General features: G+C 59.2%; 22 protein-coding genes and 2 tRNA genes. 10 read left to right on the top strand and 14 right to left on the bottom strand.

The window, feature by feature from the left end:
* Nucleotides 1–438 precede the first annotated feature (438 nt).
* The 6 genes from flgE to ACCD00_RS23145 all read right to left on the bottom strand — a co-directional run bounded on the left by flgE (nt 439) and on the right by ACCD00_RS23145 (nt 5,570).
* Nucleotides 439–1,782 (bottom strand): flagellar hook protein FlgE, encoded by a 1,344-nt coding sequence (flgE, locus tag ACCD00_RS23170; RefSeq protein ID WP_413427710.1) that lies wholly within the window; start codon nt 1,780–1,782, stop codon nt 439–441.
* A 30-nt stretch (nt 1,783–1,812) separates the two neighbouring features.
* Complete coding sequence (gene flgD, locus ACCD00_RS23165; RefSeq protein WP_413427709.1) at nt 1,813–2,535, bottom strand: flagellar hook assembly protein FlgD; 723 nt, start codon at nt 2,533–2,535, stop codon at nt 1,813–1,815.
* A gap of 15 nt (nt 2,536–2,550) precedes the next feature.
* Complete coding sequence (gene flgC / locus ACCD00_RS23160; protein WP_007980123.1) at nt 2,551–2,994, bottom strand: flagellar basal body rod protein FlgC; 444 nt, start codon at nt 2,992–2,994, stop codon at nt 2,551–2,553.
* Nucleotides 2,995–2,997: 3 nt separating this feature from the next.
* Nucleotides 2,998–3,405, bottom strand: coding sequence for a flagellar basal body rod protein FlgB (flgB, locus tag ACCD00_RS23155; protein WP_007988729.1), 408 nt, complete (start codon nt 3,403–3,405; stop codon nt 2,998–3,000).
* Between the two features lie 359 nt (nt 3,406–3,764).
* Nucleotides 3,765–4,592 (bottom strand): protein-glutamate O-methyltransferase CheR, encoded by an 828-nt coding sequence (cheR, locus tag ACCD00_RS23150; protein ID WP_057399089.1) that lies wholly within the window; start codon nt 4,590–4,592, stop codon nt 3,765–3,767.
* 45 nt (nt 4,593–4,637) lie between these two features.
* Nucleotides 4,638–5,570, bottom strand: a complete 933-nt coding sequence (locus ACCD00_RS23145; protein WP_015096472.1) for a chemotaxis protein CheV — start codon at nt 5,568–5,570, stop codon at nt 4,638–4,640.
* Nucleotides 5,571–5,653: 83 nt separating this feature from the next.
* Here ACCD00_RS23145 and flgA point away from each other — a divergent pair, with 83 nt between their 5' ends.
* The 4 genes from flgA (at nt 5,654) to ACCD00_RS23125 (ending at nt 8,262) form a co-directional block, all read left to right on the top strand.
* On the top strand, nt 5,654–6,412 hold the full coding sequence (gene flgA, locus ACCD00_RS23140; RefSeq protein WP_413427708.1) for a flagellar basal body P-ring formation chaperone FlgA: 759 nt from the start codon (nt 5,654–5,656) through the stop codon (nt 6,410–6,412).
* 167 nt (nt 6,413–6,579) lie between these two features.
* Nucleotides 6,580–6,906, top strand: coding sequence for a flagellar biosynthesis anti-sigma factor FlgM (gene flgM, locus ACCD00_RS23135; protein WP_413427707.1), 327 nt, complete (start codon nt 6,580–6,582; stop codon nt 6,904–6,906).
* A 48-nt stretch (nt 6,907–6,954) separates the two neighbouring features.
* The gene (locus ACCD00_RS23130) at nt 6,955–7,422 is read left to right on the top strand and encodes a flagella synthesis protein FlgN (protein ID WP_413427706.1); all 468 of its coding nucleotides are present in this window, start codon (nt 6,955–6,957) and stop codon (nt 7,420–7,422) included.
* 93 nt (nt 7,423–7,515) lie between these two features.
* Nucleotides 7,516–8,262 (top strand): flagellar brake protein, encoded by a 747-nt coding sequence (locus ACCD00_RS23125; protein WP_413427705.1) that lies wholly within the window; start codon nt 7,516–7,518, stop codon nt 8,260–8,262.
* Nucleotides 8,263–8,323: 61 nt separating this feature from the next.
* On the opposite strand, the gene ACCD00_RS23120 is transcribed toward ACCD00_RS23125, so the two are convergent.
* From ACCD00_RS23120 to ACCD00_RS23105, 4 genes are all read right to left on the bottom strand, one after another.
* Entirely contained in the window at nt 8,324–9,706 is a 1,383-nt protein-coding gene (locus ACCD00_RS23120) for an MFS transporter (RefSeq protein ID WP_413427704.1), read from the bottom strand.
* A gap of 70 nt (nt 9,707–9,776) precedes the next feature.
* Nucleotides 9,777–11,021 (bottom strand): glutamine synthetase family protein, encoded by a 1,245-nt coding sequence (locus ACCD00_RS23115; protein WP_413427711.1) that lies wholly within the window; start codon nt 11,019–11,021, stop codon nt 9,777–9,779.
* A 201-nt stretch (nt 11,022–11,222) separates the two neighbouring features.
* The gene (locus tag ACCD00_RS23110) at nt 11,223–11,915 is read right to left on the bottom strand and encodes a sensor histidine kinase (protein WP_413427703.1); all 693 of its coding nucleotides are present in this window, start codon (nt 11,913–11,915) and stop codon (nt 11,223–11,225) included.
* Nucleotides 11,912–13,516: a tetratricopeptide repeat-containing response regulator gene (locus ACCD00_RS23105; protein ID WP_057399081.1), complete on the bottom strand. Its 1,605-nt coding sequence runs from the start codon at nt 13,514–13,516 to the stop codon at nt 11,912–11,914. Before ACCD00_RS23105 ends, ACCD00_RS23110 begins: the two co-directional genes overlap by 4 nt.
* Before the next feature lie 693 nt (nt 13,517–14,209).
* Here ACCD00_RS23105 and ACCD00_RS23100 point away from each other — a divergent pair.
* Together ACCD00_RS23100 and ACCD00_RS23095 are read left to right on the top strand one after the other, a co-directional pair.
* A complete protein-coding gene (locus ACCD00_RS23100) occupies nt 14,210–14,473 on the top strand; it encodes a hypothetical protein (RefSeq protein WP_413427702.1) in 264 nt (87 codons plus the stop codon).
* Nucleotides 14,470–15,189, top strand: a complete 720-nt coding sequence (locus ACCD00_RS23095; protein ID WP_413427701.1) for a response regulator transcription factor — start codon at nt 14,470–14,472, stop codon at nt 15,187–15,189. Before ACCD00_RS23100 ends, ACCD00_RS23095 begins: the two co-directional genes overlap by 4 nt.
* 286 nt (nt 15,190–15,475) lie before the next feature.
* Here the strand turns inward: ACCD00_RS23095 and ACCD00_RS23090 are convergent, their stop codons facing one another.
* Nucleotides 15,476–21,478: a DUF5801 repeats-in-toxin domain-containing protein gene (locus ACCD00_RS23090; protein WP_413427700.1), complete on the bottom strand. Its 6,003-nt coding sequence runs from the start codon at nt 21,476–21,478 to the stop codon at nt 15,476–15,478.
* Nucleotides 21,479–21,745: 267 nt separating this feature from the next.
* Nucleotides 21,746–21,822: transfer RNA gene (locus tag ACCD00_RS23085), tRNA-Arg, on the bottom strand.
* A 291-nt stretch (nt 21,823–22,113) separates the two neighbouring features.
* On the opposite strand from ACCD00_RS23085, the gene ACCD00_RS23080 reads away from it, so the two are divergent.
* From ACCD00_RS23080 to ACCD00_RS23070, 3 genes are all read left to right on the top strand, one after another.
* Complete coding sequence (locus ACCD00_RS23080; RefSeq protein ID WP_413427699.1) at nt 22,114–22,347, top strand: hypothetical protein; 234 nt, start codon at nt 22,114–22,116, stop codon at nt 22,345–22,347.
* Between the two features lie 21 nt (nt 22,348–22,368).
* Nucleotides 22,369–22,548, top strand: coding sequence for a PA3371 family protein (locus ACCD00_RS23075; RefSeq protein WP_413427698.1), 180 nt, complete (start codon nt 22,369–22,371; stop codon nt 22,546–22,548).
* 413 nt (nt 22,549–22,961) lie between these two features.
* Nucleotides 22,962–23,288 carry an Arc family DNA-binding protein gene (locus tag ACCD00_RS23070; RefSeq protein WP_003178899.1) on the top strand — a complete coding sequence of 109 codons (327 nt, stop codon included), beginning with the start codon at nt 22,962–22,964 and terminating at the stop codon, nt 23,286–23,288.
* Between the two features lie 225 nt (nt 23,289–23,513).
* Here ACCD00_RS23070 and mgtE read toward each other — a convergent pair whose 3' ends face one another.
* Complete coding sequence (gene mgtE, locus ACCD00_RS23065; protein WP_413427697.1) at nt 23,514–24,956, bottom strand: magnesium transporter; 1,443 nt, start codon at nt 24,954–24,956, stop codon at nt 23,514–23,516.
* Nucleotides 24,957–25,276: 320 nt separating this feature from the next.
* Here mgtE and ACCD00_RS23060 point away from each other — a divergent pair, with 320 nt between their 5' ends.
* The gene (locus ACCD00_RS23060) at nt 25,277–25,795 is read left to right on the top strand and encodes a cell envelope protein SmpA (protein WP_413427696.1); all 519 of its coding nucleotides are present in this window, start codon (nt 25,277–25,279) and stop codon (nt 25,793–25,795) included.
* Nucleotides 25,796–25,815: 20 nt separating this feature from the next.
* On the opposite strand, the gene ACCD00_RS23055 is transcribed toward ACCD00_RS23060, so the two are convergent.
* Nucleotides 25,816–25,892: transfer RNA gene (locus tag ACCD00_RS23055), tRNA-Arg, on the bottom strand.
* Between the last annotated feature and the right edge of the window lie 148 nt (nt 25,893–26,040).

Below are 26,040 nucleotides of genomic sequence, written 5' to 3'. Positions count from 1 at the left end.
GCTCGCGATGGGCGCTAACGATAACGCGTGCTGACTGGTTAAACGTGGCGCTCTTAAGTCCATCGCGAGCAGGCTCGCTCCTACAGGGGGCCAGGTTTTTCCTGGATAAACACCATCGACTGTAGGAGCGAGCTCGCTCGCGATGGGCGCTAACGATAACGCGTGCTGACTGGTTAAACGTGGCGCTCTTAAGTCCATCGCGAGCAGGCTCGCTCCTACAGGGGGCCAGGTTTTTCCTGGATAAACACCATCGACCGTAGGAGCGAGCTCGCTCGCGATGGGCGCTAACGATAACGCGTGCTGACTGGTTAAACGCGGCGCTCTTTAGTCCATCGCGAGCAGGCTCGCTCCTACAGGTGCGCATCACATCCAACACCAAACCTCAGGCCACAAAAAAGCCCCTCTATCGAGGGGCTTTTCATACAGCGCGACCCAGCATCAAGTCATCTGAATGATGGTCTGCATGATGGTGCTCTGGGTGGAGATGGTCTTGGCGTTCGCCTGATAGTTGCTCTGCGCCTTGATCAGGTCGACCAGTTCGTTGGTCAGGTTGACGTTGGACTCTTCCAGAGAGTTGGAAACGATCGACCCCAGGGTGCCGGTTTCCGGCGCATCGTAGCCCGGGATGCCCGACGCATAGGTTTCTTTCCAGCTGGTGCCACCTACCGGCTGCAGGCCTTGCTCGTTGGTGAAGCTGGCCAGGGAAATCTGGCCGATCGGCTTGGTCTGGTTGTTGCTGAAGTTGGCCAGCAGCACGCCGCTGCCGTCGATGGTCAGGTTGGTGATCTGGCCAGTGGCGTAACCGTTCTGCGAAGGAATCGAACGTGCGGTATCGGCGTTGAACTGGGTGGTGTTGGCCATGGAAATGGTCACACCGGCCGGGTCGGCGGCAGCACCGTTGGCTGTCCATACGCCATTGGTCACGGTACCCGGCGTCCAGTTACTGATTTTCAGGTCGCTGCTGATGATCGGCGCGGGTGTCGGGACGGTTGGCGGCACGGTCGGTGGCACCGGCGTGCTGACCGAGACCAGTTTGCCGGAAGAGTCGAACGTCATGGTCGAAGGAATTGGCGCGGTCACCTTGGGATCGCTGCCGTCAGGATTGCGACCATCGATCAGGGTGTAGGTATCCCAGGTGTTCGGCCCGGTCTTGACCATGTATTGATCCATAGGGTGCTGGTTACCCTGAGTATCGAAAACCGGGGTACTGAACGACTTGGTGAACGTCGCAGTCTTGGACGGATCGAACTTGTTGGCAGCCACTGTCTGGTCGATCACCGGCGACGTGGAGTTCAGGTTGATGGTCGACGAAACCAGGTTGGTGGACTTCGGCGCCAGGTTGGAGGTATCGATCCGCAGGTCGGTCAGCACGCCGTTGACGATCTTGCCGTTGGAGTCCACACCATAACCTTGCAGGCGGGCAGTGCCGTCGCTGTTGGTGACGTAGCCGTCCTTGTCAGTCTTGAACGTACCGGCACGGGTGTAGGTCAGCGAGCCGTTGTTGCTCAGGACAAAAAAGCCATTGCCCTGGATACCCATGTCGAGCACGTTGCCGGTGTTGTTCACGTCACCCTGGCCGAACTGCTGGGAAACGTTGGACAGGCGCACGCCGTTGCCGACGGTCTTGCTGCCAGTGCCCAGGCGGGTCGCCGAGTACACGTCTTCGAATTCTGCACGGGACGATTTGAAACCGGTGGTCGCGACGTTGGCGATGTTGTTGCCGGTCACGTCCAGTTGTTTGTTGGCTGCATAGAGACCGCTAAGGCCGATATTGAAAGACATCATCACTCCTTTGTGCCGTGTTAGTCGGCTCTACATACCAATGGTTTGAACTTTGGACAGGGCAACGCTGCCCAGCCCGGCCAGATTGAGCATCAACTCACCGCCGGTCTGGCTGATGGTCACGCTGTTGACGGTCGCGGGCAGGTTGGTGATCAACGCGACGGACTTGCCATCGATCGTGGTGGTGGCACCGAACGTGTAGGTGCCCGCAGGTACCGTCTCACCCGCATCGTTCTTGCCGTCCCAGATGAAGCTGGCATTGCCGGCCTTCTGCGAACCGAGGTCGATGGTGCGCACGGTCTTGCCGCTGGAGTCGGTGATCTTCAGGGTGGCGGACGCCACCGAAGACGGAACCACCACCGTGCCGCTGAGGCTCTTGGTGGTATCGACCACGGCCTTGTCGCCCGGTGCGATGACCGAACGGCCCACCAGCGACGACGCCTGCAGTGCCTGGGACGAGTTGTAGTTGCTGGCCAGGCCGCTCACGGTGTTGTTGAGCGTGGTAATGCCTTCCAGGCTACTGAACTGCGCCAGCTGGGCCACGAACGCGCCGTTGTCCTGGGGCTCCAGCGGGTTCTGGTTTTTCAGCTGGGTCACCAGCAACTGCAGGAACGCATCCTTGCCCAGAGCCTTGTTGCCCGTGGCGCTGCCGGCTGCCGACGCGAGGCCGTCAGTCGTGGTGTTGGTCTTGATCGAGGAGTTGGCCAGGATGTCGTTGAGGCTCAAACCACTGGTGGAATCGGTAACACTCATCTGAGTCGCCCCTTATCACTGACCGAGGGTCAGGACCTTCTGCATCATGGTTTTGGCGGTGTTCATCATTTCGGCGTTGGTCTGAAACGAACGGCTCGCGGAAATCATGTCGGCCATTTCTTCAACCACGTTGACGTTCGGGTAGTAGACGTAGCCCTTGGCATCGGCCGCCGGATGGTTCGGCTCGTAGCGCGCCTCGAGGTTGCTCTGGTCTTCGACCACACCCAGTACCTGCACGCCCTGCCCGGCAGCGTCCTGGCTCTGGAACAGCGAGTCGCTGCCGCCGCTCTGGCCGCCCTGGAACATGGTGGCGAACACCGGGTGGCGCGCGCGGTAGGTCTGATCGATGCTCGACGAGACGGTCTCGGCGTTGGCGATGTTCGAAGCGACGGTGTTCAAACGCGTGGTCTGCGCACTCATGCCGCTACCGGCAATGTTGAAAACACTGGATAGAGACATGGCTTACTCTCCGCGCAGGGCTGATACCAGCCCTTTGAATTTGCTGTTGAGCAGGGTGAAGCTGGCCTGGAAGCCGATCGCGTTTTCCGCGTAGTTCGACTGCTCCAGCTGAGCATCCACGGTGTTCTGGTCGATCGACGGTTGCATCGGCGTGCGATACAGCAACGACTCATCGCCATTGCCCAGACCTTCAGCTTCGATATGACGGCTGTTGGTCATGTTCAAGGCGAACGTGCCGTTTTTGGTTTTCTCGTTCTGCTCGGCGAGCACTTTCGAGAAGTCCAGATCCCGAGCCTTGTAGTTCGGGGTATCGGCGTTGGCGATGTTGTTGGCCAGGACTTCGGCACGCTGGGCGCGGAAGCCCAGGGCTTGTTCGTGGATACCGAGCGCTTTATCGAAGCTGATGCTCATGTCGGGAAACCTTCGGGTGACCTGATTTTTCGTAGGATCAACTTAGCAAGCCCCATGCCAATTCAAAAAAGCCCGGAAACCGGGGCTTTGCCGGTCATGGCAACGCGGCAATGCCAGAAAAGCGGCAACGGTTTTCCGCCGTATGCCGCTTTTCTGCCGCTTCCTCCAATCCAAAGGACACCGCCATCCCTGTAGGAGCGAGCTTGCTCGCGATGCAAGATTGATCAACACCCGTGTCCGCTGACACACCATCGCGAGCAAGCTCGCTCCTACAGGTGTATGCGCTGTTAGCGGGATATCGGCAGGCATAAAAAAAGGGAGTCCATGAGGACTCCCTTTTTCGATGACACCCGCAAAAATCACTTCGCCTGGTAAATGATCCCCGGGCTGCACTGGACCATCTGGTAATGATCCGGCAAACCGTTCAGCGCTTCGGAAGCACCGAGGAACAGGTACCCCCCCGGCTTCAACGTACTGTGGATGCGCAACAGGATGTCCTTCTTCACCTCGGCGGAGAAGTAGATCAGCACGTTGCGGCAGAACACGATATCGAACTTGCCCAGGCTCGCGTAGCTGTCCAGCAGGTTGAAGGAACGGAACTCCACCCGGCTCTTGATCGGCGCCTTGATCGCCCAGCGCCCCGGCCCTTTCGGGTCGAAATAACGCTGCAGGCGCTCTGGCGACAGACCACGGCCGATGGCCAGGCTGTCGTACTCGCCAGTCTTGCAGTTGGTCAGCATGGTGCCGGACAGGTCGGTGGCAACAATCTGCACGCCCATCCGCAACTGGCCCATATTGACCCGCTCGAACTCGTCGATGGACATCGACAGCGAATACGGTTCCTGGCCTGAGGAGCACGCCGCCGACCAGATGCGCAGGCGCTGGCCGGGACTGGCCTTGATCGCTTCGGGCAGTACCTTGTTCTTCAAGACTTCAAACGGGTAGGTGTCACGAAACCACAGGGTTTCGTTGGTGGTCATGGCGTCTACCACCTGCTCGCGCAAACCGCTGCGCGGCTGGGTCTGCATGCGCTGAACCAGCTCCCCCAGAGACTTGATGCCTTGCTGTTCCATCAGTTTGTTGAGACGGCTGGAGACCAGGTACTGCTTGTTTTCACCGAGCAAAATGCCACAGGCTTTTTCCAGGAACACCCGGAACTGTTCGAAATCCAAATTACCCGTAGACAATGATGCCGCCTCTTAAATCGTGTTGACTGCCAGGGGTGCAGGCCCCTAGCTGATATCTGCAGCCTTGATCCGGTCGACTACCCGGGATGCCAGGTCATCAGGACGGAATTTGGCCAGGAAGTCATCGGCACCGACCTTCTTGACCATCGCCTGGTTGAAAACCCCCGACAACGAAGTATGCAGGATGATATGAAGCTTTTGCATGCGCGGGTCGTTGCGGATTTCCGCCGTCAGTGTGTACCCGTCCATCTCCGGCATCTCGATGTCGGAAATCATCATCAGGAACTCTTCTTCCGGTTTCTTGCCCTCATCGACCAGTTTGCGCAGGTAATCCAGCGCTTGCCGACCGTCGTTCAACGCCACCACTTCGACGCCGACCGTTTGCAAACAACGCGTGACCTGCTTGCGCGCCACCGACGAGTCATCGACCGTCAGCACACGCAACGAAAGTGCCTTGTGCTGGGTTTCGACATCCACCACACCCACGGAAATCGCTTCCGGCGTCGGCGCCACTTCTGCCAGCACCTTCTCGACGTCGATGATTTCGACCAACTGATTGTCAACCCGCGTCACTGCCGTCAGGTAGTGATCGCGCCCGGTGCCCTTGGGCGGCGGATGGATCTCCTCCCAGTTCATGTTGACGATGCGTTCCACCGAGCGGACCAGGAAACCCTGGGTCTTGGTGTTGTACTCCGTGATGATCACGAAGGGATTGTTCTTGTCCTTCAAAGCACCGGAGCCGGTCGCCATCGCCAGATCAAGGATCGGTATGGTCGCCCCCCGGATGTTCGCCACACCGCACACGACAGGACTGGATTTGGGCATCAGCGTCAGTTGGGGGCATTGCAGCACCTCCCGAACCTTGAACACGTTGATCCCGTACAGCTGCTGGCCGTCGAGACGGAACAACAACAGCTCCAGGCGATTCTGCCCCACCAGTTGCGTGCGCTGGTTTACCGAATCCATTACACCAGCCATGCCCAGACTCCTACACCAACGCCAAGTGTTGTTGCGACGCGCCTTCATCACTAAACGGCACGGCGCTTGCTTTTTTAATCGTTATGAACACAGAACCGACATTTTTTCGACGCCTGACCACACCCTGCCGCAAATTGCTCGGCGTGCTGGCGGCTGTTTGCCTGTTCAACGCTGGCAGCCCTGCCCTTGCTGACGCGGTTACCTTGCCTGACATGCTTATCGGCGTCACTCAGGGCTTTCTTGAATTCACCGTAGAAGACTATCTGGCTACCAGTCAAACGGAAGGTCGCTACGAGATTCAGGTCAACCCGCTCGATCCGCGCATGCACATGCCCATGTGCGACAAGGAATTGACAGCAACCCTTGAGAGCCCCAAGCCGCTGGGACGGGTCACGGTCAAGGTCCGCTGCGAGGGCGCCGCCCCCTGGACCGTCTTCGTGCCCGCTCAAGTCCGCCTGTTTCGCGATGTCGTGACCACCGCCCGGCCACTGCGTCGCGCCGCCATTGTCGAGCCCGGGGACGTGGTCCTGCGCGAGCGCGATATCAGCCTGATCAGCCAGGGCTACCTGACCTCCCTTGATCAGGCGATCGGGCAGCGACTGACCCGACCAACGGTCGCCGACCAGGTGATTACTCTGGTGCACATCGAACAGGCCGAGGTCATCCGCAAGGGTGATCAGGTGGTGATTACCGCCCGCAGCGGTACGCTCAGCGTGCGCATGCCGGGCGAAGCCCTGTCAAACGGCGGCCTGAGCGAACAGATCCGGGTGAAAAACCTCAACTCCCAGCGAGTCATCAAGGCGCAGGTCATGGCGCCGGGGCAGGTGGAAGTGTCCATGTAAGGTTCTCGGTTCACCGGAATGTGGCGCTTGCCGCGGCTGTTCCCTAGACTGTGCTCCATGCAGGGCAAGCGCTGACGCGCGCGAGGTTCATTGATAAATGGACCTAAAGTTTTCCAGGGAATGGCCGAAACCATGGCAAGCGTCCAAATTCCCAGAGGTTTTTTATCATGGTCATCGATTTCAGTCGTTTGAACAGCTCCTCGTCCCTTACGGGCAGTACACGTACCAGCGCCAGCAAGGAAAGCGCCGAAGCCGGCAAATCCGCGGCGCTGGAGTCCGCGGCCGAACAGGCCGGTACCGTCAAAAGCGGGGAATCGGTACACCTCAGCGATGAGGCTCAACAGTTGCAGAAGGTCACTGACAAGCTGCGCGATCAGCCTGCCGTCGACAAAGCCCGCGTGGCCGAGTTGAAAGCAGCGATTGCCGATGGCAGCTATAAGGTCGACAGCAACCGTGTAGCCAGCAAACTGCTCAACTTCGAAGCCCAGCGCTAGGCCAACGCCGGCGCCAGGCTTTTGGACGCTTAAAACCCAAGGCCAGCCATGCACGACACTAATTTACTGCAACTGATCACCGACGACTTTGCTCCAGCGCAACACTTGCTGGAATTGCTGCAGACCGAGTCCCTCGCATTGCATGGCCGCGACATGCCATTGCTCGAGGACATCCTGGCGCAGAAACAGGCATTGGTCGTCCTGCTCGAACAGCATGGCCGCAAGCGCAGTGAAGTTCTCGCCAGCCTCAACCTGCCGACCAACCGTGGCGGTCTTGAGCAATTGGCCAGCCAGTCGAGCATTGGCGACCAGTTGCTGGCGCAAAGTGACGTGCTGACCGATCTCCTGGCCCAGTGCCAGGCCATCAACGCCAACAACGGTCAGTCGATCCTCACTCAGCAGGCCGCTACGGCCACCCAGCTGAAAATCCTCACCGGCGGTGAAACCCCGGCGCTGTACGATGCCAGCGGAACATTCTCCAAGCTTGTCAAGCCACGCCAGCTCAGTCAGGCTTAGCCCGCTCGATGAGCCCGCTCTATCCAAGACGCAAAAAATGCTGGCAAAATGCTGGCCAGCCGTAGTCAAATTTTGTCTGGAGATTGATTAACCGTGTCCAATGCCTTAACCGTGGATGATGCTCCGCAGCCACCCAAGGTGCTCTCCACGCCCTTGGAAATCTCCGGCAACCTGCGCCAGCTGCTCGAAAGCCATGACCCGCTGATCATCACGTTCCACGAGCGCAGCCAGCGCTTCCAGAGCTATCTGGTGGATCTGGACCGTGACAGCAACATGATTGCCCTGGACGAAATGATCCCACGCGATGGCGAGCGCTACCTGCTGGCGGGCGAACCGTTCAAGGTCGAAGGCTTCCACGAAGGCGTGCGCATTGCCTGGGAAAGCAACGGTAAATTGAACATCGACGAAACCGGTGGCAGCCGCTGCTATCGCGGCGCCCTGCCCGATCAAGTGGTGTACCACCAGCGCCGCAATGCGTTCCGTGCGGCACTGAAGCTGGCACAACTGGTCAACGTCAACCTCGACGGCGAAAAGCTCAAGGCCTCCATCTGCGGCAAACTGCTGGATATTTCCGCGACCGGCTGCAAACTGCGTTTCGAAGGCGACATCACTGGCAGCCTGCAACTGGGTCAGGTTTACGACCGCTTCAGCGCCGACCTGCCCTTTGGCAAAATGACCGCTCCGGTCGAATTGCGTTATCTGCACTTCGAAGAAAAGATTTCCACCACCTTCGCCGGCGTTCGCTTCCACAACATGAGCGGACTGGTGCAGCGTCAGGTCGAACGCTTCGTCTACCAGTTGCAACGCGAAGCCCGCCGCTTCGACAAAGACGACCTCTGACAGAGCGCCAAAAAAACGGGCAGCCCCTTACGGTGGCTGCCCGTTTTTTTGTGCCCGGAATTTAAGGCCTGACTTCGCTGAGGTTTGGGTCCCGCCCTGTATCAGGATCTTCCGGCGGCTGATCGGTTTCAGTTTCGGTGACAGTTTCAGGTTCTGATTCAGGCTCTGGCCCGGTACTCACCGGACTGTGCATCTGATCCTGCACCACCTGCTCGTCAACACGCGGGTCGAGGCAGGCCACCAGCGGTGAACTCGTCATGTTGTCCGGCATGGCCACGTGATGCAGCGGCGCATCTTCCACCTGATGCAGGTTGGTCACCGCTTTCGGGCGAATCCGCCACACCAGGACCAACGCGAAGAAACTGAAAAACGCATAAAGCATCTGGCTGCCGAACAACTTCATCAGCACGCCCGCCACCAGTGGCCCGATGCTCGCGCCAACGCCGTAGGTCACCAGTAGCATTGCCGTCAGGGACACCCTGCGATCGCCTTCGACATGGTCATTGGAGAACGCGACCGCCAACGGATACAGGCAGAACTGCACCAGCGAACAGACGAAACCGGCGACAAACAGAATCTCCAGCGGCACCTGCGGCATGATCGCCAACGGCAATGCCGCCAGAGCCAGGCTGAAAGCGAAACTGCGGATCAACACAGCCCGATCGTAGCGGTCGGACAGCCAGCCCAACGGCCACTGCACCAGCAACCCGGCAAAGATGCAGCACCCCATGAACAGGCCGACCTGCTCCGTCGACAACCCTTGCTGCGAGGCATACAGCGGCGCCAGACCGTAGAACGAACCGACGATCAGGCCTGCCCCGAGCACGGTGCTCAATGACTGTGGCACGCGCTTGATAAAGAACCGTGGTTCCATGGGCGCCGGATGCAACGGTGCAGGGTGAATCCGACGGGTCAGGGCCACGGGCACCAGGCACAGGGCGAAACACAGGGCGACCAGCATCAGCAGCTCCAGCCCCAGCGCCGGGTGCATGACCAGAATCAGTTGCCCCATCACCAGCCCCAGGTAAGAGGCGATCATGTAGCCGCTGAACACCAACCCGCGCTGCCTGGCTTCGGCCTGCTCGTTCAGCCAGCTCTCGATCACCATGTACTGGCACATCATGCCGAGGCCGACGATCACCCGCAGGAACAACCAGGCCGGCAGCCAATCGATCAGGCCATGGCCCAGCACCGCCGCGCCGACAATCCCGGCACAGGCCGAGTAGGCCCGGATATGCCCGACCCGGGCAATCAACCGGTGACCGATCTTGCCCCCCAGCACCAGGCCGAAGTAGTTGGCGGCCATCAAGGCACCGACCCACAGGCTGTCGACATGATCGGCAGCCAGGCGCAAGCCCAGGTAAGTACTCAACAGGCCCGAGCCGATCAACATCATCAGCGAGGCGAAATACAGCGCTCGAAAGGATTTCCAGATTTGGCGCATCGGCGTTCCGAGCGGCTCCTTGCAGTGAGAATCGGCTATCGCTAAACGATAGCCGGATGTCGACGGATCGTCAGGCCTGGGCTGCTAAAACACGCCGTTCCCAGGGAGTAATTTCATCCTGGAAACTGCTCAGCTCCAGAGTCTTCGAAGCAATGTAGCCTTCGATGAATTCCGCACCGAACAGTTCCTTGGCCAACTGGCTACGTTTCAGACGTTCAATGGCCGCATGCAAGGTACACGGCAACGAAAGATTGTCCGGCACTTGGAATTCACCCTGGATCGGCGCACTCGGTTCCAACCCGTTCTCGATGCCATGCAACCCAGCCGCCAGGCTTGCGGCAATCGCCAGATACGGATTGGCATCGGCGCCCGGCAGGCGGTTCTCGACCCGACGGGCCACCGGCAGACTGGACGGAATGCGCAGGCCGGCCGCCCGGTTGTCATGGGACCAGCAGGCATTATTCGGTGAGGCGTAAGGGTGGCACAAGCGCTGATAGGAGTTCACGTTCGGCGCAAACAGCGCGGTGAAGTCGGCCATGCAAGCTTGCTGACCGGCAATGAAATGGCGGAAGGTGGCCGTCTCCTGCCCCGCCTCATCGCTGAACACGTTACGCCCCGAATTGATTTCGACGACGCTCTGGTGGATATGCATCGAACTGCCCGGCGTATGCGCCAGCGGCTTGGCCATGCACACCACGCTCAGGCCATGCTTGAGGGCAACTTCCTTGAGCAGGTGCTTGAACAGGAACGTCTGGTCGGCCAGCAGCAGCGGATCACCATGCAGCAGATTGATCTCGAACTGGCTGACGCCCATTTCGTGCATGAAGGTATCGCGCGGCAAGCCCAACGCAGCCATGCACTCGTAGACTTCCTTGAAGAAGGGGCGCAACCCATTGTTGGAGCTGACGCTGAACGCCGACTGACCATCCTCGCGACGACCGTCCAGCCCCAGTGGCGGTTGAAAAGCCTGGGTCGGATCCGTGTTGGGGGCGAAGACAAAAAACTCGAGCTCGGTCGCCACCACTGGCGCCAGGCCGCGGGCTGCATAACGGGCAATCACCGACTTGAGCTGACCACGGGTCGACAGATTGCAGCTGGTGGTGGTGCCCAGTTCATCCGCGTCACAAATGGCGAAGGCCCGCGGCGGATGGCTCCAGGGCAGACGGTGGATTTGTTCAGGGTCCGGAATCAGCGCCAGGTCGCCGTCGTCGCTGCCGTAAAAACGCGCCGGCGGATATCCGCCCATGATGCATTGCAGCAGCACGCCCCGCGCCATCTGCAAACGTCGACCGTCGAGAAACCCCTCGCAGGTCATCACTTTGCCCCGCGGTACGCCATTCAAATCCGGCGTGACACATTCAACTTCATCAATGCCCGTCAATCGCTGCGCGAGTGAACTCAGGCCAACGGTGGTCATGACACTATCCTTGTTTTTGTGCGGGCCGCGAACGGCGACCGTACAAAATAGGCTCCGCGTGTTCGGAATTTCAAGCAGCGTCGATAAATATGCTGTCTGTCAGGGCAGGTAAAGACGGAACACGCCACCGCCCAACGGACCGCCATTGCTGATTTCGGTGCGCCCGCCGACGCCGTTGCGTTGATGCAACGCAGCAATTCGCCCGGCAAAGTACAGGCCCAACCCGGTGCTGCCGGTGCTTTGATTGATGCCCTGCACGTAATCGGCCTGACGCTCGATCATCTGCGCCGGATATCCCTCGCCATCATCATTGATGGTCAACACCAGTTGCCCGGCTTCGTCGCTGACACTGATCAGAATGGCATGCCGTGCAAAGCGAATGGCGTTGTTGATGCAGTTGGCCAATACCGACGCGATCAACTCGCGGTCGAAGAACCCCAGCGGGCTCAGCGGGTCCACTTCATAGGTGGCCATGATGCCGCGGCTGGCGAACACGTCCTGATGACAAGCCAACTGCGCTTCGATGAAATCGTCCAGCTCATGGTAGGCCGGTTGCAACGGCATCTGGTTGACGCCGAGCTTGTACAGCCCCAGCAACTGCACCAGCATGCCGTTGAGGTGGGCGAACTCGAAGTCGATCACACCCTGCTCCGGCGTCTGCTGCGCCGACTCCGGCAATCGCGCCAGCCACTGGCTCTGGGCCTGCATCAACATGGCCAGCGAGTTCTTCATGTCGTGCACGGTAGAGGCGATCACCGTGGAGAAATCCAGTGCCTGCCGGTTGTCGTTCATTGACCAAACGCCTTGCTATTGAGCTTCTGGTAACGCGGATAGCGCGCGTCGGTGTCGGGCATCAGGCCAACCATTTTCAGGCAGGTCCGGCACTCTTCCAGCTCCGCTGAAGGAGCGCCGGTATCGGTGCCGTGCAACAACGACTGCGCCAGGTTCAGGGCGATGCTGATGTTCTTCGGCTGCATCGCCAGGGCCTTGCGAAAGACCTGCCGGGCCTCCACCAGATTGCCGGTCTTGTACACGCGCACGCCCTGACGGTTGAGTTCCGCAGCGGCGTTACCGGAATTGAGGATGCTCGGATCGTCGGTCTGCTTGGCGATGTCCTTCATGACCGCCGGATCGTCGCCGTAGATTTCCACACAGTTTTTCAGCATCGCGGTGCCGGCCTCGCTCTGCCCGAGCATTTTCAGTTGCTTGGCCACCAGCAACGCAGCTTCAGCACTCATGAATTGCTCCATGCCATCCAGGCGCAACAGGGCTTGTTCGGTGAGCTTGTCTGCCGTCTCGGCATCGTTGAGTAAAAGACTGGTGGCCTTCATCAGGCGCGCGCGGATTTGCAGGCCCGGGTCGGAGGGATTTTCCTTGGCCACGGCGCTCAATGTGGTGTTGATTTCCAGTCGGGTCCGCGTGTCCAACCCCCTTTCGCTGCCCTTGCTGATCAATGCGTGGGCCAGGCCGAGGTTGCTCTCGGCATCCTTGAACCGCGACTGCGCACCCTGGCTTACGGCCTGGCGATAGGCCTTGGCCGCCGTGTCGAAGTCCTCGTTGGTCATCGCCAGCTTGCCCAGCAACGCTTGCCGGCGCACCGCCAGCGGCGACAGGCGGATCGCCTCTTCCAGAACGCGCTGTGCACCTTTGGTGTCCCCTTCGGCGACCAGCACGTCAGCCATGCCGTCATACAGCGACGGCATCATCGGGAAGACCTTCAGGGCTTTTTCGTAAATGCCCTTGGCCTGCCCGACCTGGCCGCGCTTGAACAGCAACTTGCCCAACCCGGCAAACGCCCATGGCAACGGGCGGTCGGCAATGATGCCGTCGTACAGCCGCTCCAGCGCTTCGTTCTGATTGAGGTCGCGCAGAGCATCGGCGCGGTAGCGCAGGCACAGCGGCGAATAGCGGATGTCTTGCTTGCACAAGGCGATGCAGGCGTTAAGCACTTCCATCGGCTTGCCGCGGTCAAGGGCCTGCAGGATTGGCTTGAGCAGGGTCTTGCGCTGCTCCAGGCGCTCCAGGCGCTGGGCCAGGCTGGAACGGTTGAAGGGCTTGGTCAGATAGGCATCGGGCTCGTGCTCCAGCGCACTGAGCACCATGGCCTGGCTGGTTTCGGCGGTGACCATGACGAACACCGCTTCATGGCTGATCAGTTTTTCCTCCATCAGGTCTTCGAGCACCTGCTGGCCGTTTTTCTTGCCGTCACCCAGGTGAAAGTCCTGCAGGATGAAGTCGTACTGCTTCTGCGAACACATTTTCAACGCCTGTTCGCCGGTATCGGCAGTGTCCACTTCCTTGACACCCAGTTCGCGCAGCATCGACCGAACCGAACTGCGAAAGTCGGAGAAATCATCGACGATCAGAAAACGCTTTTGGTGATACGACAGCATCGAAGATTTCCAGGCAATTTAAGAAGAACAACCCAAAGGCAAATACACGGACGGACTCAGCTTCGCAGCCCTGTTTTGGCGCGCAGATGATAACGGGTGGCACTAGGCTATCAAACACCTTCTCACAGAGATGAGGCCCCCCCAAGCCAACCGCAAAAGGCAAATTGGCCCCTGACTGTCCGTGTTATCGGCCAACAGTGGTATTCCCTTGAGAAGCTTCCCCAACCCTCACTCCGAACAGGTGAAGGCGTTACTGAAAACGAGACATCGTGCACAAGAAAGTGCTGATAAATGAATGCCCGCAATTGCCGGACGCATACGTGGTGGCGCGGGCATCGATTGTTATTTCGAACCCGCAGGACGGGAGCGACCAGTGCCTGCACTGATTTCGCCAAGCTCTGGCTTGCAGATGGCTCGACCCGGCAAGATACGCCGATAAATTGACCAACCAAAAATAGCACTTCCAAGTTAACGCCATTCGTCGATTAATTGACGATTTTGATCAGCATCAGACTTTGGTCGCATGTCACCTGTGACGAGCCTAATGCCTTGATTTTCGAGGGTTCCTTCCCCCCTCGAGAGCATCGATCAGGCCAGCCTGCACTGGTCTTGCATTGACGACTGACGGATGGTCAGGCTGGCAGTCCCCTGGGCTGACCTAGACTCCGTTGAGGGGTGAGGGAGTCCATCGTCATGTGCAATCCATTGATCATTATTCGTATTTATTTTCTCTCTCGGGCTTTGCCTGCCTTCTGGAAATGTTCGCCCTCCCTGCCGGCGCTGTTGATGGAGATAGCCTCATGGCCGGTGGTTGCCAATGCCCGGGCGGGCATCATCGCGGCCTGCTGGCGATCAAATCTGTCCTTCAATCGCGGCGACCAGACAAGCAAGTTGCTGACCCGCAAAGGCCAGCAGGCGGAGGCCATCGTTGGTTTTTCAAGGGGGTCAGGAAAATGATCACTGACCCAAAAGCGCCAATAAGCGTGATGCTGATCGATTGCCGCCCCCTCGTGCTCAAGGGCCTTCACGACTTGATTGATGCCAGAAAGCCCCGAATGGAAGTGGCAGGCCAGGCCACCACCTATTCCCATGCGCTGGATCTTGCCGATCAGTTGCGGCCCAATGTCATTTTTTTCAGTTTCTTTCCGGATGCACTGAATCCTCTGGAGGTCGTCGCGGGACTCGCCCGCAACGCTGAAATGAAAGTGCTGCTGTTCAAGGGCCTGTACGAAGCCGTTCCCGCTGCCCAGGCGATAGAGGCTGGCGCTCGCGGCATCGTGCTGGCGGAAGACCCGACGGAATCGATTACCCAGGCCATCCTCAAGGTCCACCATAGCGACATCGCAATGGATAGAGCCTGGGCAGGCGGCCTTTCCGGCTATGCCGCGACCGGGCATGCACCCTTGAAATGCAATCTGGAGAAGGCGAAACAGGCGCGGTTGACGCTGCGCGAGAGAGAACTGATTTGCGCCATCGTGGGCGAACCGTCGGCCAAATATGTGAGCATCGCCGGGCGCCTGGGGATCAGCGAGCACACCGTGCACAACCATCTCAGCAACATCTATCAAAAGCTGAATCTCATCAACCGCATCGACTTGCTGATGTATGCGCTGAAACACGGGCTCACCAACAACCAAGCACCGCCCAAGTCCTCCTGGGTGGAGATGGATTGAATTTCAAGCCAATACAAGACGGTCTGTCCCTCACTTTCAGGTGGGGGTGGCCGTCAGCATGTCGCCGTCCTTGTCGGAGGCCTGGAACAGAGTGCCCGGAATGTTCAAGTCGCTCTCGGCCTATCCTGCCGCGTCATCCTGTATCTACCCGCCGCGTTCTTTAAGCCCTGTGCTGCTCGCCAGTTCACAGCGGATGCGATCATGGGGATCTCGTATCAGAACTGCAAAAAAGAATGCGAGGGTGGTTTCCTGGGCCACCCTCGCATCCGTTCACGCGCGCAATGCCTCAGGCGCTGCCAAAAAAGATGTCGGTACTCTGGATATGGGTCCCGACCAAGGTGATGGTCGTTGTTTGTCCGCCAGTCTCGGCAACCGTCACGACGCCATCTGCGCCGGTGTTGTTGATCGATTGGACAACGGCGTTCGGGTCGCCGTTGAGCACCAGCTTGTCCCGCAAGCCCGAGCCCACATCGAAGCCGCTGACCTGGTACAGGTTCTGATTGACTGACAGATCGATGTTGAATGCATCCTGCTCACCGGCTGTGCCAACCAGCGTGAAGTCGAAGGATGCGTTGGCCGGGTCGTTGGCGAACAGGTTGGCGTCGAATGTACTCGTCGCCGAGTCCCCATCCTTGTCCGTCAGCGTCGCGCTGAACGCCAGCTGGACATCGCTGGCCAGGCTCTCGCTCTGCTGAATGAACTGGATCACCGGAATCTTGACATCACCCCGGCCCATCGTCAGCTGAACAGCGTCGATCAGGGTCGCACCCTCCTTCTGGATGAGGAAGGACACCTGTCCGCCCGCCTCCGGAGTCAGGGTGTTCACCTCGACGCGGTTCGAGAACGTGCCATCCGCGTAGTAGATCCGGTAGTACAGGTCTTCGGTCGCGGTGTTGTAACCCGCCACGGAGTTGTCGATGAAGACCTTCATTCCCGTCAGCAGGCTCTCAGGATTGATCACGAAACTTTCATCGGCGGCGCTGATTGCCGCCAGGTTATCTCCCTGGAAAACGTTATTGCCGACACCGATGCCGGACGTGCTGACGTTCATGGCCGCCGGGTCTATGTACGATGGCAGCGGGTTGGTCTGTAGCACGGCTTCGGTGGGGTCGGGTGCTCCGAGCCCGATGCCGGTCAGGATGTCCGCGGTCGTCGCCAGCGCCTTCGCGGAAAAGAACACAATCTCCTCGGAGGCCGAAGGAATAGCCGGGTTACTCGTCTGCGGAATCAACAATGTGCGCACCGAATCCGGGCCGCCGGCATCGAGCGAGCCGTCGGCACTGCTGAGCACAATCGTCGAACTGAAGCCTTGCACCAGATCCAGTGCATAGCGACCATCGGCATAGGCGGTCAACGTGTAGTCGACGGTGGTATTCGCCGTTGCAACGTTGTTGTCGAAATCACCGGTCAAGGTTCCCGCGAACTGGTACGCGCCATTGACATCCGGTGATGGCGACAGCTCGTGGAGCGTGCCGGTCCCGGTCGTGGTCGTGTTGTCCGGCCTGACGAGGGTGAACTGGTTATTGACCAGCGAGATATCCAGACCGGCCGCGCCCAGCCCGTCGGCTCCCGTCGCCATATTCCAGAACCCGGATTGTGCAAGGACGCTACCGGTTCCGATCAGGTTGCCGAAAGTGAGTGCTGGCCCATCGTCCTTGAACACCAGGTTCTGCCCGATGTTCAGCGTCGCCTGGGCGCTGTCGCCGTCCCTGTCGGTCTTGATCGCCGTCAGCGTCACCAGGTTGTCCGAGGTCAACGTCTTCGAATCATCAGGATTGCTGGCGTCGGAATGCACTACGGCGCGGATCTGGTCGAGGGTGACGCTGCCATTGGCGGCTACGCCGACCGTGAACACCAGCAGGTTGCCCGTGGCCGTGCGGCCTTCGACCACGGCGCCATTGAGCGACAGGTTCACCGCCTGGCCCGAGGCCGTGTCGATCAGCCCGGAAGCACCCGCCACCACACCCAGCGCATAGGTCAGGGTGCCGGCGCCATCGGCGCCAAACGCCGAGGTGAAGTTGGCGGCGAAGCTCTGGGTATCGTTGGTCGCCAGCACCGTTTCGTCCACCGTCAGCGTTGGCTCCACGCCGGTGGTGTTGATACTTGGTCCGTCGTCCTTGAACACCAGGTTCTGCCCAATGTTCAGCGTCGCCTGGGCACTGTCGCCCTCCTTGTCGGTAATGGTCGCCGTCAGTGTCACCAGGTTGTCCGAGGTCAACGTCTTCGAATCATCAGGATTGGTTGTGTTGGAATGCACCACGGCGCGGAGCTGGTCAAGGGTGACGCTGCCGTTGGCGGCCACGCTGACCGTGAACACCAGCAGGTTACCCGTGGCTGTACGGCCTTCGACCACGGTGCCGTTGAGCGACAGGTTCACCGCCTCGCCCGAGGCCGTGTCGGTCAGCCCGGAGGCCCCCGCCACCATGCCCAGCACATAGGTCAGGGTGCCGGCGCCATCAGCGCCAAACGCCGAACTGAAGTTGGCGGCGAAGCTCTGGGTATCGTTGGTCGCCAGCACCGTTTCGTCCACCGTCAGTGTCGGCTCTACACCGGTGGTACTGATGCTTGGTCCGTCATCCTTGAACACCAGGTTCTGCCCGATGTTCAGCGTCGCCATGGCGCTGTCGCCGTCCTTGTCGGTCTTGGTTGCCGTCAGCGTCACCAGATTGTCCGAGGTCAGGCTCGTCGAGTCATCCGGATTGCTGGCGTTGGAATGCACCACGGCGCGGAGCTGATCGAGGGTGACATCACCGTTGGCAGCCACGCTAGCCGTGAACACCAGCAGGTTGGTGGTGGCCGTGCGGCCCTCGACCACGGTGCCGTTGAGTGACAGGTTCACCGCCTCGCCCGTGGCCGTGTCGGTCAGCCCGGAGGCCCCGGCCACCACGCCCAACGCATAGGTCAGGGTGCCGGCACCATCGGCGCCAAACGCCGAGGTGAAGTTGGCGGCGAAGTTCTGGGTATCGTTGGTCGCCAGCACCGTTTCGTCCACCGTCAGCGTTGGTTCCACGCCGGTGGTGTTGATACTTGGTCCGTCGTCCTTGAACACCAGGTTCTGCCCGATGTTCAGCGTCGCCTGGGCGCTGTCGCCGTCCTTGTCGGTCTTGGTCGCCGTCAGTGTCACCAGGTTGTCTGAGGTCAGGCTCGTCGAGTCATCCGGATTGCTGGCGTTGGAATGCACCACGGCGCGGAGCTGATCGAGGGTGACGCTGCCATTGGCGGCCACACTGACCGTGAACACCAGCAGGTTGCCCGTGGCTGTACGGCCTTCGACCACGGTGCCGTTGAGCGACAGGTTCACCGCCTCGCCCGAGGCCGTGTCGGTCAGCCCGGAGGCCCCCGCCACCATGCCCAGCGCATAGGTCAGGGTGCCGGCACCATCGGCGCCAAACGCCGAGCTGAAGTTGGCGGCAAAGCTCTGGGTATCGTCGGTCGCCAGTACCGTCTCATCCACCGTCAACGTTGGCTCCACGCCGGTGGTATTGATGCTTGGTCCGTCGTCCTTGAACACCAGGTTCTGCCCGATGTTCAGCGTCGCCTGGACGCTGTCGCCGTCCTTGTCGGTCTTGGTTGCCGTCAGCGTCACCAGGTTGTCCGAGGTCAGGCTCGTCGAGTCATCGGGATTGGTGGTATTGGAATGCACCACGGCGCGAATCTGGTCGAGGGTGACATCACCGTTGGCGGCCACGCTGGCCGTGAACACCAGCAGGCTGGTGGTGACCGTGCGGCCTTCGACCACGGTGCCGTTGAGTGACAGGTTCACCGCCTCGCCCGTGGCCGTGTCGGTCAGCCCGGAGGCCCCGGCCACCACGCCCAACGCATAGGTCAGGGTGCCGGCGCCATCGGCGCCAAACGCCGAGCTGAAGTTGGCGGCAAAGTTCTGGGTGGCGTTGGTCGCCAGCACCGTTTCGTCCACCGTCAGCGTTGGCTCCACGCCGGTGGTGCTGATACTCGGTCCGTCGTCCTTGAACACCAGGTTCTGCCCGATGTTCAGCGTCGCCATGGCGCTATCGCCGTCCCTGTCGGTCTTGGTCGCCGTCAGCGTCACCAGGTTGTCCGCGGTCAGGCTCGTCGAATCATCGGGATTGGTGGTATTGGAATGCACCACGGCGCGGATCTGGTCGAGGGTGACGCTGCCATTGGCGGCCACGCTAACCGTGAACACCAGCAGGCTGGTGCTGGCCGTGCGGCCTTCGACTACGGTGCCGTTGAGCGACAGGTTCACCGCCTCGCCGGTGGCCGTGTCGGTCAGCCCGGAAGCACCCGCCACCACGCCCAGCGCATAGGTCAGGGTGCCGGCGCCATCGGCGCCAAACGCCGAAGTGAAGTTGGCGGCGAAGCTCTGAGTGGCGTTGGTCGCCAATACCGTCTCGTCCACCGTCAGCGTCGGCTCCGTGCCGGTGGTGCTGATGCTCGGCCCGTCGTCGTCGAAGATGATCTTGGAGCCGATTTCGGTTTTCGAAATAGAGGCCTGGACCAGCTTGAAGCCACCGATATCAAAGTCGGCGTGGTTATTGCCCTTGGCGTCGACAGCCGCCCCGTTCTCGACGAGCACGCGGTTGTGATCCGCCGTTGTGGTGTATTGAATCTGATAGCCGGCCAAAACGCCGGTGATGGTTGCAACCCCGCCAACGACGCTGATGACAATGCTCGGGTTATTCACCGATCCGTCTGAGTTCTCGATCACCTGCCCGGTGCTTTTATTGATGACGCGAACATTGGTGATTGCAATCGACGAATCGCCCGCATATCCGTTGATGAAATTCACGCCGGGTTCATACGCGGTGCTGAATGCGCTGATTTTTACGATTGCGCTCTTGCCGCTTTGCAACTGCACGACGTCGAAGCTTGCCGATTTGGCGTTGAAGACGCTGGTAAAGTCGATGTTGGATTCAACATCTGCTTCGTTCTGATCCAGATTGGGAATGGTCACATTCTGCCTGGCACCTGTGACGAACGAAAAGCGGATGCCCTCCTGCTCCACAATCATTTGATTATTGGTGCCGAAGGTGGTCGGGCCGCCCGCCTGGCTGGTATTGATCGTGTCGCCAGTGGTTATATTGGCGCCGCTTGACTGGTCCGCGGGGTCCTTGCCGGTAGCGATGATAGTGGGGTCCGTAATCCGCAGGACACCAGCGTCGTTGACAACGGTCGGGGTCGCCGTCGTAAACATCAGGAACAGGTTCTGGCCGGAGGGGGCATTGGCCAGACTGAACTCCAGGTCCTGGCTGGCTCCGATGAAAACCTTGTTCAGCAGATTGAGTGAATCATCGGCGTTCGTCATATCCGGATGCTTGAGCGGTTGGTACTCCACGGTCCAGAGCTTGCCGCCCGTGACCGGCGATCCGGTTTCTTCAATGTAGGCAGCGAACACGATCGCACCGCTTGCGCTTCCGGCTCGACCCACGACGATGTTGTTGTTCGTATCGGTATAGAGAAGGATGCTGATGCCATCGAGGGTCAACAGCCCGCTGTCCACGCCATTGAGTGGTGCGCCAGTGCTGCCGACGAAGCTGACATCGGTAATGCTTGCTCCAGGCGTGGAGGTAATGGTGAACGCATTGCTGCCCGTGTTGCCCACGGCACCGGAATAGCCACTCAAGGCCGCACCCGTGGCGGTACCTGCCCCCAGTGCGGTCAAACGGGTGGCGAAGGTCGAGGGCAGCGACGCCACCAGAATGTCGTTGTCGTCAGCGTCTCCAGCAGAGCCTGGCGTGGCAGTTCCGTTCTGCAACCCGGCCGTCTCGTCCAGCGTAACGTCCTCGCCAGTCGCCACGACGCTCAAAACGCTGTCCGTAAACGACGCAGTCGCCACGACGTCGTCAGCGGTGCCGACTACTCCATCGGCGCCCGCAGAGGCCGCCGTAAGCAGAAACGTCGCGCCTGCCGAGTCGTCGGGATTCACGTACCACGAGGTGGTGACGCTGCCGTTGACCTGGCCGTCGAGATCGCCGGCGCCGCCGTCGGTCACGGACCAGGGCTCGTGCCCCGCGCCGGTGTTGGTATTGAGCACATCGTCGGACGTGCCCCATACGCCATCCGCGCCAGCACCGATGGCGTGGTCCACTTCGAGCGTCACTGTACTGCCGGCGGCGAAACCGCTGGCCGTGATGATGGCGGTGCTGCCGGGGGCGTAGTCTTTCAGGTCGGTGGTGACGAGCGGAGTGTAAAGGCGGGATCGATCGCTCACGTAGGTAAAAGTCCAGTCGTGGCTGACGGGTGAAGGATGGTCACCGGCGATATTGGCCAGGTCACTCGTTGACGATGAGGTTTTCTTGCGCATAGTCATGACTTTCTCCTGAGCGGGTCCAGTCATCGGGGGCCGACCGTGGACCATTTTCGGTTCTATTGGTCACAACTATGAACAGGCACCGGAGGTTGCACATCGGCCGATACTCCCAGGCGGGATGGGAGATTCAGACTACTTGGGAGAGGAGATGGAAAGTCGCGAAGGTAGAGTTGATGGATTCGATCAATCCAGGTACCTGAATTTGTCGAACTTTATCTACACGTCGTGAAAATGAAGCGTTGAAGCAGGCGGGGGAGCTGCGAAATATGGTGTCCCAGGGCAGGTTCGAACTGCCAACCTTCCCCTTAGGAGGGGGATGCTCTATCCAATTGAGCTACTGAGACACAAGTCGGGCGCAACGAAACGCGGCGCGATGGACGGCGTGCATGTTAACGGCCGGGCCGGCTTTTGTCATGTCGTCCGTAGGGCTTTTTAAGTGTAGGCATACGCCTCAGCCGGGGGCGGACTTGTTTACCGTGCAAATTGCATCACCGCAAAAAGCCACCCTTGCAAAATGCAATAGGGTGCTTTACCAAAAATAACTTAATTCATTGTTTTTAAAGACTTTAATTGTCGATAGACTCTGGCATGCACGCTGCTTTTACTGGTCTCACAGAGCAACCGAGGCCAGCGCCATGAACAGCGTTCTTTTACTCTCGAATGCAATCGTACTGGCAGTCTTATCGGGATTTCATTTTATTCCCGAGAGCAGCGTTACGCAGGTTGCCCAACGTATGCCGCATTACCTTCAGTTGCAGAAGGCGCCGCAACTGGCGCAATTGAGTGATCGGCACGGATTTGTCAGCCCGCAAGCGAGCAAGGAAAGCATCCTGCTACCGGCGCCATCTTCCGAACGCTTGGTATTTTGAATCCCCCACCAGGAGCACAGCATGTCCAGATCAGCCGCGAGTTTTTTCATCCTCGCCTTGTTGAGCGGCATTTTTCATCTGTCATTGACCCAGGACATGGTCGTCACCCTTCCCCTGATCGCCTGTGGTGTCTTCACCGGCCTGTTCGTGCTCGCGCTGATCGCCGGACGCAAGATCAAGTTTGATCCGGTGCTGCGTTAATCCCGGCCTGGCAGATCCGCTGCAATAGCCTGCCATCCATCCCGAATTCGCCCTCGCCATAAGACTTCCCCCTAGTAAATCGGCAATTTGCCACTATCCTGTAAAGGCAAGGAACGGGGATCGAGTCCGCTTATTCCTCTCGTCAGAAACCTTTCGTCGGGCGGGGGATGCATCAAGCAATACGGCCCGGTCGAACTTTTCAAACCAGTGCGCATTTCTGATAATTGGTGCTGGCAGAACGCCTTTATACCGTTCAATATTTGTCATAGAATTGACGCCAAGGATCTGGCTGGTTTGAGGCATGATATGCGTCTCTATCAATTCAGGTTGAACATTTGGTCAGAGTGCTTGTCCTACCAGACATCCTGCGGCCAATCCCGAAAACCGCTCCCCTGAACTAACCGGTTAAATATATGCGCCCATTGAAACAGGCAATTTATTCCAGCCGTACGGCTGACAAGTTCGTCGTACGTCTGCCAGACGGAATGCGTGAACGCATTGCCGAGGTGGCTCGCAATCATCACCGCAGCATGAACTCCGAAATCATTGCGCGCCTTGAGCAGAGTCTTATTCAGGAAGGCGCACTGGGAGAAGAGTTGAGCATGCGCCTGGACAGCCCGGAGCTTTCCTTGCACGAACGGGAGCTGCTGCAGCGCTTCCGCCAACTCTCCCACCGACAGCAGAACGCCCTGGTTTCGCTGATCGCGCATGATGCTGAAATGGCCGCCGACGCGTCCTGATTCAAGCAGAAAGCTCAAGCCAGCCTGATCGCTGGCTTTTTTTTGCCTGAAATTCAGGCCCAAAAAAACCCGCCAAAGGCGTGATGGTGTAGGAGCGAGCTTGCTCGCGATGGACTCAAGAGCGCCGCGTTTAGTCAGTAAACACGCGGCATCGTTAACGACCATCGCGAGCAAGCTCGCTCCTACAGCAATACGCCAAAGGCGGGTTTTCTATGACCGGGGACTTCAGAGCAGGAAGATTGTCGCCAGCCCGAGGAAGATGAAAAAGCCTCCGCTGTCGGTCATGGCGGTGATCATCACACTGGCGCCCATTGCCGGGTCACGCCCCATCTTCGCCAGGGTCATCGGGATCAGAACCCCCATCAACGCCGCCAGTAACAAGTTGAGCGTCATCGCGGCGGTCATCACCACACCCAATGACCAACTGCCATAGAGCAGGTAGGCAACCACACCAATCACCCCGCCCCAGATCACGCCGTTGATCAATGCGACGGCCAATTCCTTGCGCATCAGGCGCGAGGTATTACCGGTGCTCACCTGATCCAGCGCCATGGCCCGAACAATCATGGTGATGGTCTGGTTACCCGAGTTACCACCGATCCCCGCGACGATCGGCATCAACGCCGCAAGCGCCACGAGCTTCTCGATCGAACCTTCGAACAAACCGATGACCCGGGAAGCCACGAACGCGGTAATCAGGTTGATCGCCAGCCAGGCCCAACGGTTACGCAGGGATTTCCAGACCGACGCAAAAATGTCTTCCTCTTCACGCAGACCCGCCATGTTGAGAACTTCGCTTTCGCTCTCTTCACGGATCAGGTCGACCATTTCATCGATGGTCAGACGGCCGATCAGCTTGCCGTTCTTGTCGACCACGGGCGCGGAGATCAAGTCATAACGCTCGAATGCCTGGGCAGCATCGTAAGCGTCTTCGTCCGGATGAAAACTCACCGGATCGCTGGCCATCACCTCGGAAACCTGTTTGTCCGGATCGTTGACCAGCAAACGCTTGATCGGCAACACACCCTTGAGGACGCCGTCGTAATCGACCACGAACAGTTTGTCGGTATGGCCCGGCAACTCCTTGAGACGGCGCAGATAACGCAAGACCACTTCAAGGCTGACATCCTCGCGGATGGTCACCATCTCGAAGTCCATCAACGCACCGACCTGCTCCTCGTCGTAGGACAGTGCCGAACGCACGCGTTCGCGTTGTTGCTGATCGAGGGTCTCCATGAGCTCATGGACGACGTCTCGCGGCAGCTCGGAGGCCAGGTCAGCGAGTTCGTCGGCATCCATGTCCCTGGCCGCTGCCAGGAGCTCGTGATCGTCCATGTCGGCGATCAGCGATTCACGAACCGAATCGGATACTTCAAGAAGGATGTCGCCGTCGCGATCGGCCTTGACCAATTGCCAGAGCGTCAGACGATCGTCCAGCGGCAAGGCTTCAAGGATGTAGGCGACGTCGGCGGAGTGCAGGTCATCGAGCTTGCGTTGCAACTCGACAAGGTTCTGCCGGTGGACCAGGTTCTCGACCCGGTCATGATGCGGGCCTTCCTGGCGGTGAGTCAGGTCTTCTACCACACGCTGGCGCTGCAGCAACTCAACCACCTGAGCCAGGCGATCCTGCAAGCTTTCCTGCGTTTTCTTTACTTCAACTTCGGACATAGGCGAACTCCACTCCCAGCAGCGGGGCACGCCGGAAGGATCAATCAGTCAATTCATGATTGGTGAAACGGGGTACTGAGTAACTACTGGGTAAGTCCATGGAGGTATTCCACAAGCCCCGGCGGGGCTGACGGGCGCAATGATACACCGCCTGACGGTTTTAAACGTTAAAAAATCGTGGCTGAAACAAGCGCTTGCACAACAATCTTGAGCATCGCCCTGATCCATGAAAATGCGACGACGTATTCTGAAAAGAAAACACACCCCCTGCGAAAATTGTAGCCGCTACCCTTGAAAAGGAACGTCATGGAGGACGCCCGATGCCATCGGTTTCACAATTCCTTTTACTGCTCAGCCTGCTCGGCCCCCTGCCCCTGGCACTCGCCACCACCGTTCAACGCTGCGAAGCGGCCGATGGACGCATCACCTTCACCACGCTGAGCTGTGCCGCGGGAGAACGCGTTTCACTTCAGGACGTCCGCGCCTTTACACCTGGCAGCACGGTGGCGCTTATGCCGCCAGCCGAACCCCGTGAAACATCAGCGGTGAGCATCAAAAGCAGAGAGCCAACCGTAGTCGGCCAAACGCAGGACAGGTGTGGAAACCTGATCAGCGCCAGGGAGCGCCGAGAGGCGATCATCAATCAGCGGGTAATCGCGGGCATGAGCCAGCAAGACGTCGAAAGCGCGCTTGGCAAGCCAGACAAGATCAGTATTCGCAATTCAGCCACGACCTACCGATACGACACCAAGAGAGGTCGCAGCGCACAGGTGGAGTTCGACAAGAGGGGATGCACGAAAGGAAAAGCCAAATCCCGGACGGCAAAAAGCCCGCTTTAAAGGCGGGCTTTTTGTTTGTATGGTGCACTCGACAGGATTCGAACCTGTGACCGCTCGGTTCGTAGCCGAGTACTCTATCCAGCTGAGCTACGAGTGCAATTTGTGTTTTTATACCAGATCACAACTGGTTGAAGCCAAGTTACTTACATTGCTGTAACTAACTCTTAAATGGTGCACTCGACAGGATTCGAACCTGTGACCGCTCGGTTCGTAGCCGAGTACTCTATCCAGCTGAGCTACGAGTG

The sequence above is a fragment of the Pseudomonas sp. Pseusp3 genome, assembly GCF_047304225.1.
GTDB lineage: Bacteria > Pseudomonadota > Gammaproteobacteria > Pseudomonadales > Pseudomonadaceae > Aquipseudomonas > Aquipseudomonas fluorescens_CD.
Note: the sequence above shows the minus strand (reverse complement) of the source record. Positions and strands in the feature narration are given on the sequence as shown.

What these genes read in the sequence shown, in the direction of transcription:
- flgE (WP_413427710.1), bottom strand. Translation starts at nt 1,782, where the DNA reads ATGTCTTTCAATATCGGCCTTAGCGGTCTCTATGCAGCCAACAAACAA.
- flgD (WP_413427709.1), bottom strand. Translation starts at nt 2,535, where the DNA reads ATGAGTGTTACCGATTCCACCAGTGGTTTGAGCCTCAACGACATCCTG.
- flgC (WP_007980123.1), bottom strand. Translation starts at nt 2,994, where the DNA reads ATGTCTCTATCCAGTGTTTTCAACATTGCCGGTAGCGGCATGAGTGCG.
- flgB (WP_007988729.1), bottom strand. Translation starts at nt 3,405, where the DNA reads ATGAGCATCAGCTTCGATAAAGCGCTCGGTATCCACGAACAAGCCCTG.
- ACCD00_RS23145 (WP_015096472.1), bottom strand. Translation starts at nt 5,570, where the DNA reads ATGGCTGGTGTAATGGATTCGGTAAACCAGCGCACGCAACTGGTGGGG.
- flgA (WP_413427708.1), top strand. Translation starts at nt 5,654, where the DNA reads ATGAACACAGAACCGACATTTTTTCGACGCCTGACCACACCCTGCCGC.
- flgM (WP_413427707.1), top strand. Translation starts at nt 6,580, where the DNA reads ATGGTCATCGATTTCAGTCGTTTGAACAGCTCCTCGTCCCTTACGGGC.
- ACCD00_RS23130 (WP_413427706.1), top strand. Translation starts at nt 6,955, where the DNA reads ATGCACGACACTAATTTACTGCAACTGATCACCGACGACTTTGCTCCA.
- ACCD00_RS23120 (WP_413427704.1), bottom strand. Translation starts at nt 9,706, where the DNA reads ATGCGCCAAATCTGGAAATCCTTTCGAGCGCTGTATTTCGCCTCGCTG.
- ACCD00_RS23115 (WP_413427711.1), bottom strand. Translation starts at nt 11,021, where the DNA reads ATGACCTGCGAGGGGTTTCTCGACGGTCGACGTTTGCAGATGGCGCGG.
- ACCD00_RS23110 (WP_413427703.1), bottom strand. Translation starts at nt 11,915, where the DNA reads ATGAACGACAACCGGCAGGCACTGGATTTCTCCACGGTGATCGCCTCT.
- ACCD00_RS23105 (WP_057399081.1), bottom strand. Translation starts at nt 13,516, where the DNA reads ATGCTGTCGTATCACCAAAAGCGTTTTCTGATCGTCGATGATTTCTCC.
- ACCD00_RS23100 (WP_413427702.1), top strand. Translation starts at nt 14,210, where the DNA reads ATGTGCAATCCATTGATCATTATTCGTATTTATTTTCTCTCTCGGGCT.
- ACCD00_RS23095 (WP_413427701.1), top strand. Translation starts at nt 14,470, where the DNA reads ATGATCACTGACCCAAAAGCGCCAATAAGCGTGATGCTGATCGATTGC.
- ACCD00_RS23090 (WP_413427700.1), bottom strand. Translation starts at nt 21,478, where the DNA reads ATGACTATGCGCAAGAAAACCTCATCGTCAACGAGTGACCTGGCCAAT.
- ACCD00_RS23080 (WP_413427699.1), top strand. Translation starts at nt 22,114, where the DNA reads ATGAACAGCGTTCTTTTACTCTCGAATGCAATCGTACTGGCAGTCTTA.
- ACCD00_RS23075 (WP_413427698.1), top strand. Translation starts at nt 22,369, where the DNA reads ATGTCCAGATCAGCCGCGAGTTTTTTCATCCTCGCCTTGTTGAGCGGC.
- ACCD00_RS23070 (WP_003178899.1), top strand. Translation starts at nt 22,962, where the DNA reads ATGCGCCCATTGAAACAGGCAATTTATTCCAGCCGTACGGCTGACAAG.
- mgtE (WP_413427697.1), bottom strand. Translation starts at nt 24,956, where the DNA reads ATGTCCGAAGTTGAAGTAAAGAAAACGCAGGAAAGCTTGCAGGATCGC.
- ACCD00_RS23060 (WP_413427696.1), top strand. Translation starts at nt 25,277, where the DNA reads ATGCCATCGGTTTCACAATTCCTTTTACTGCTCAGCCTGCTCGGCCCC.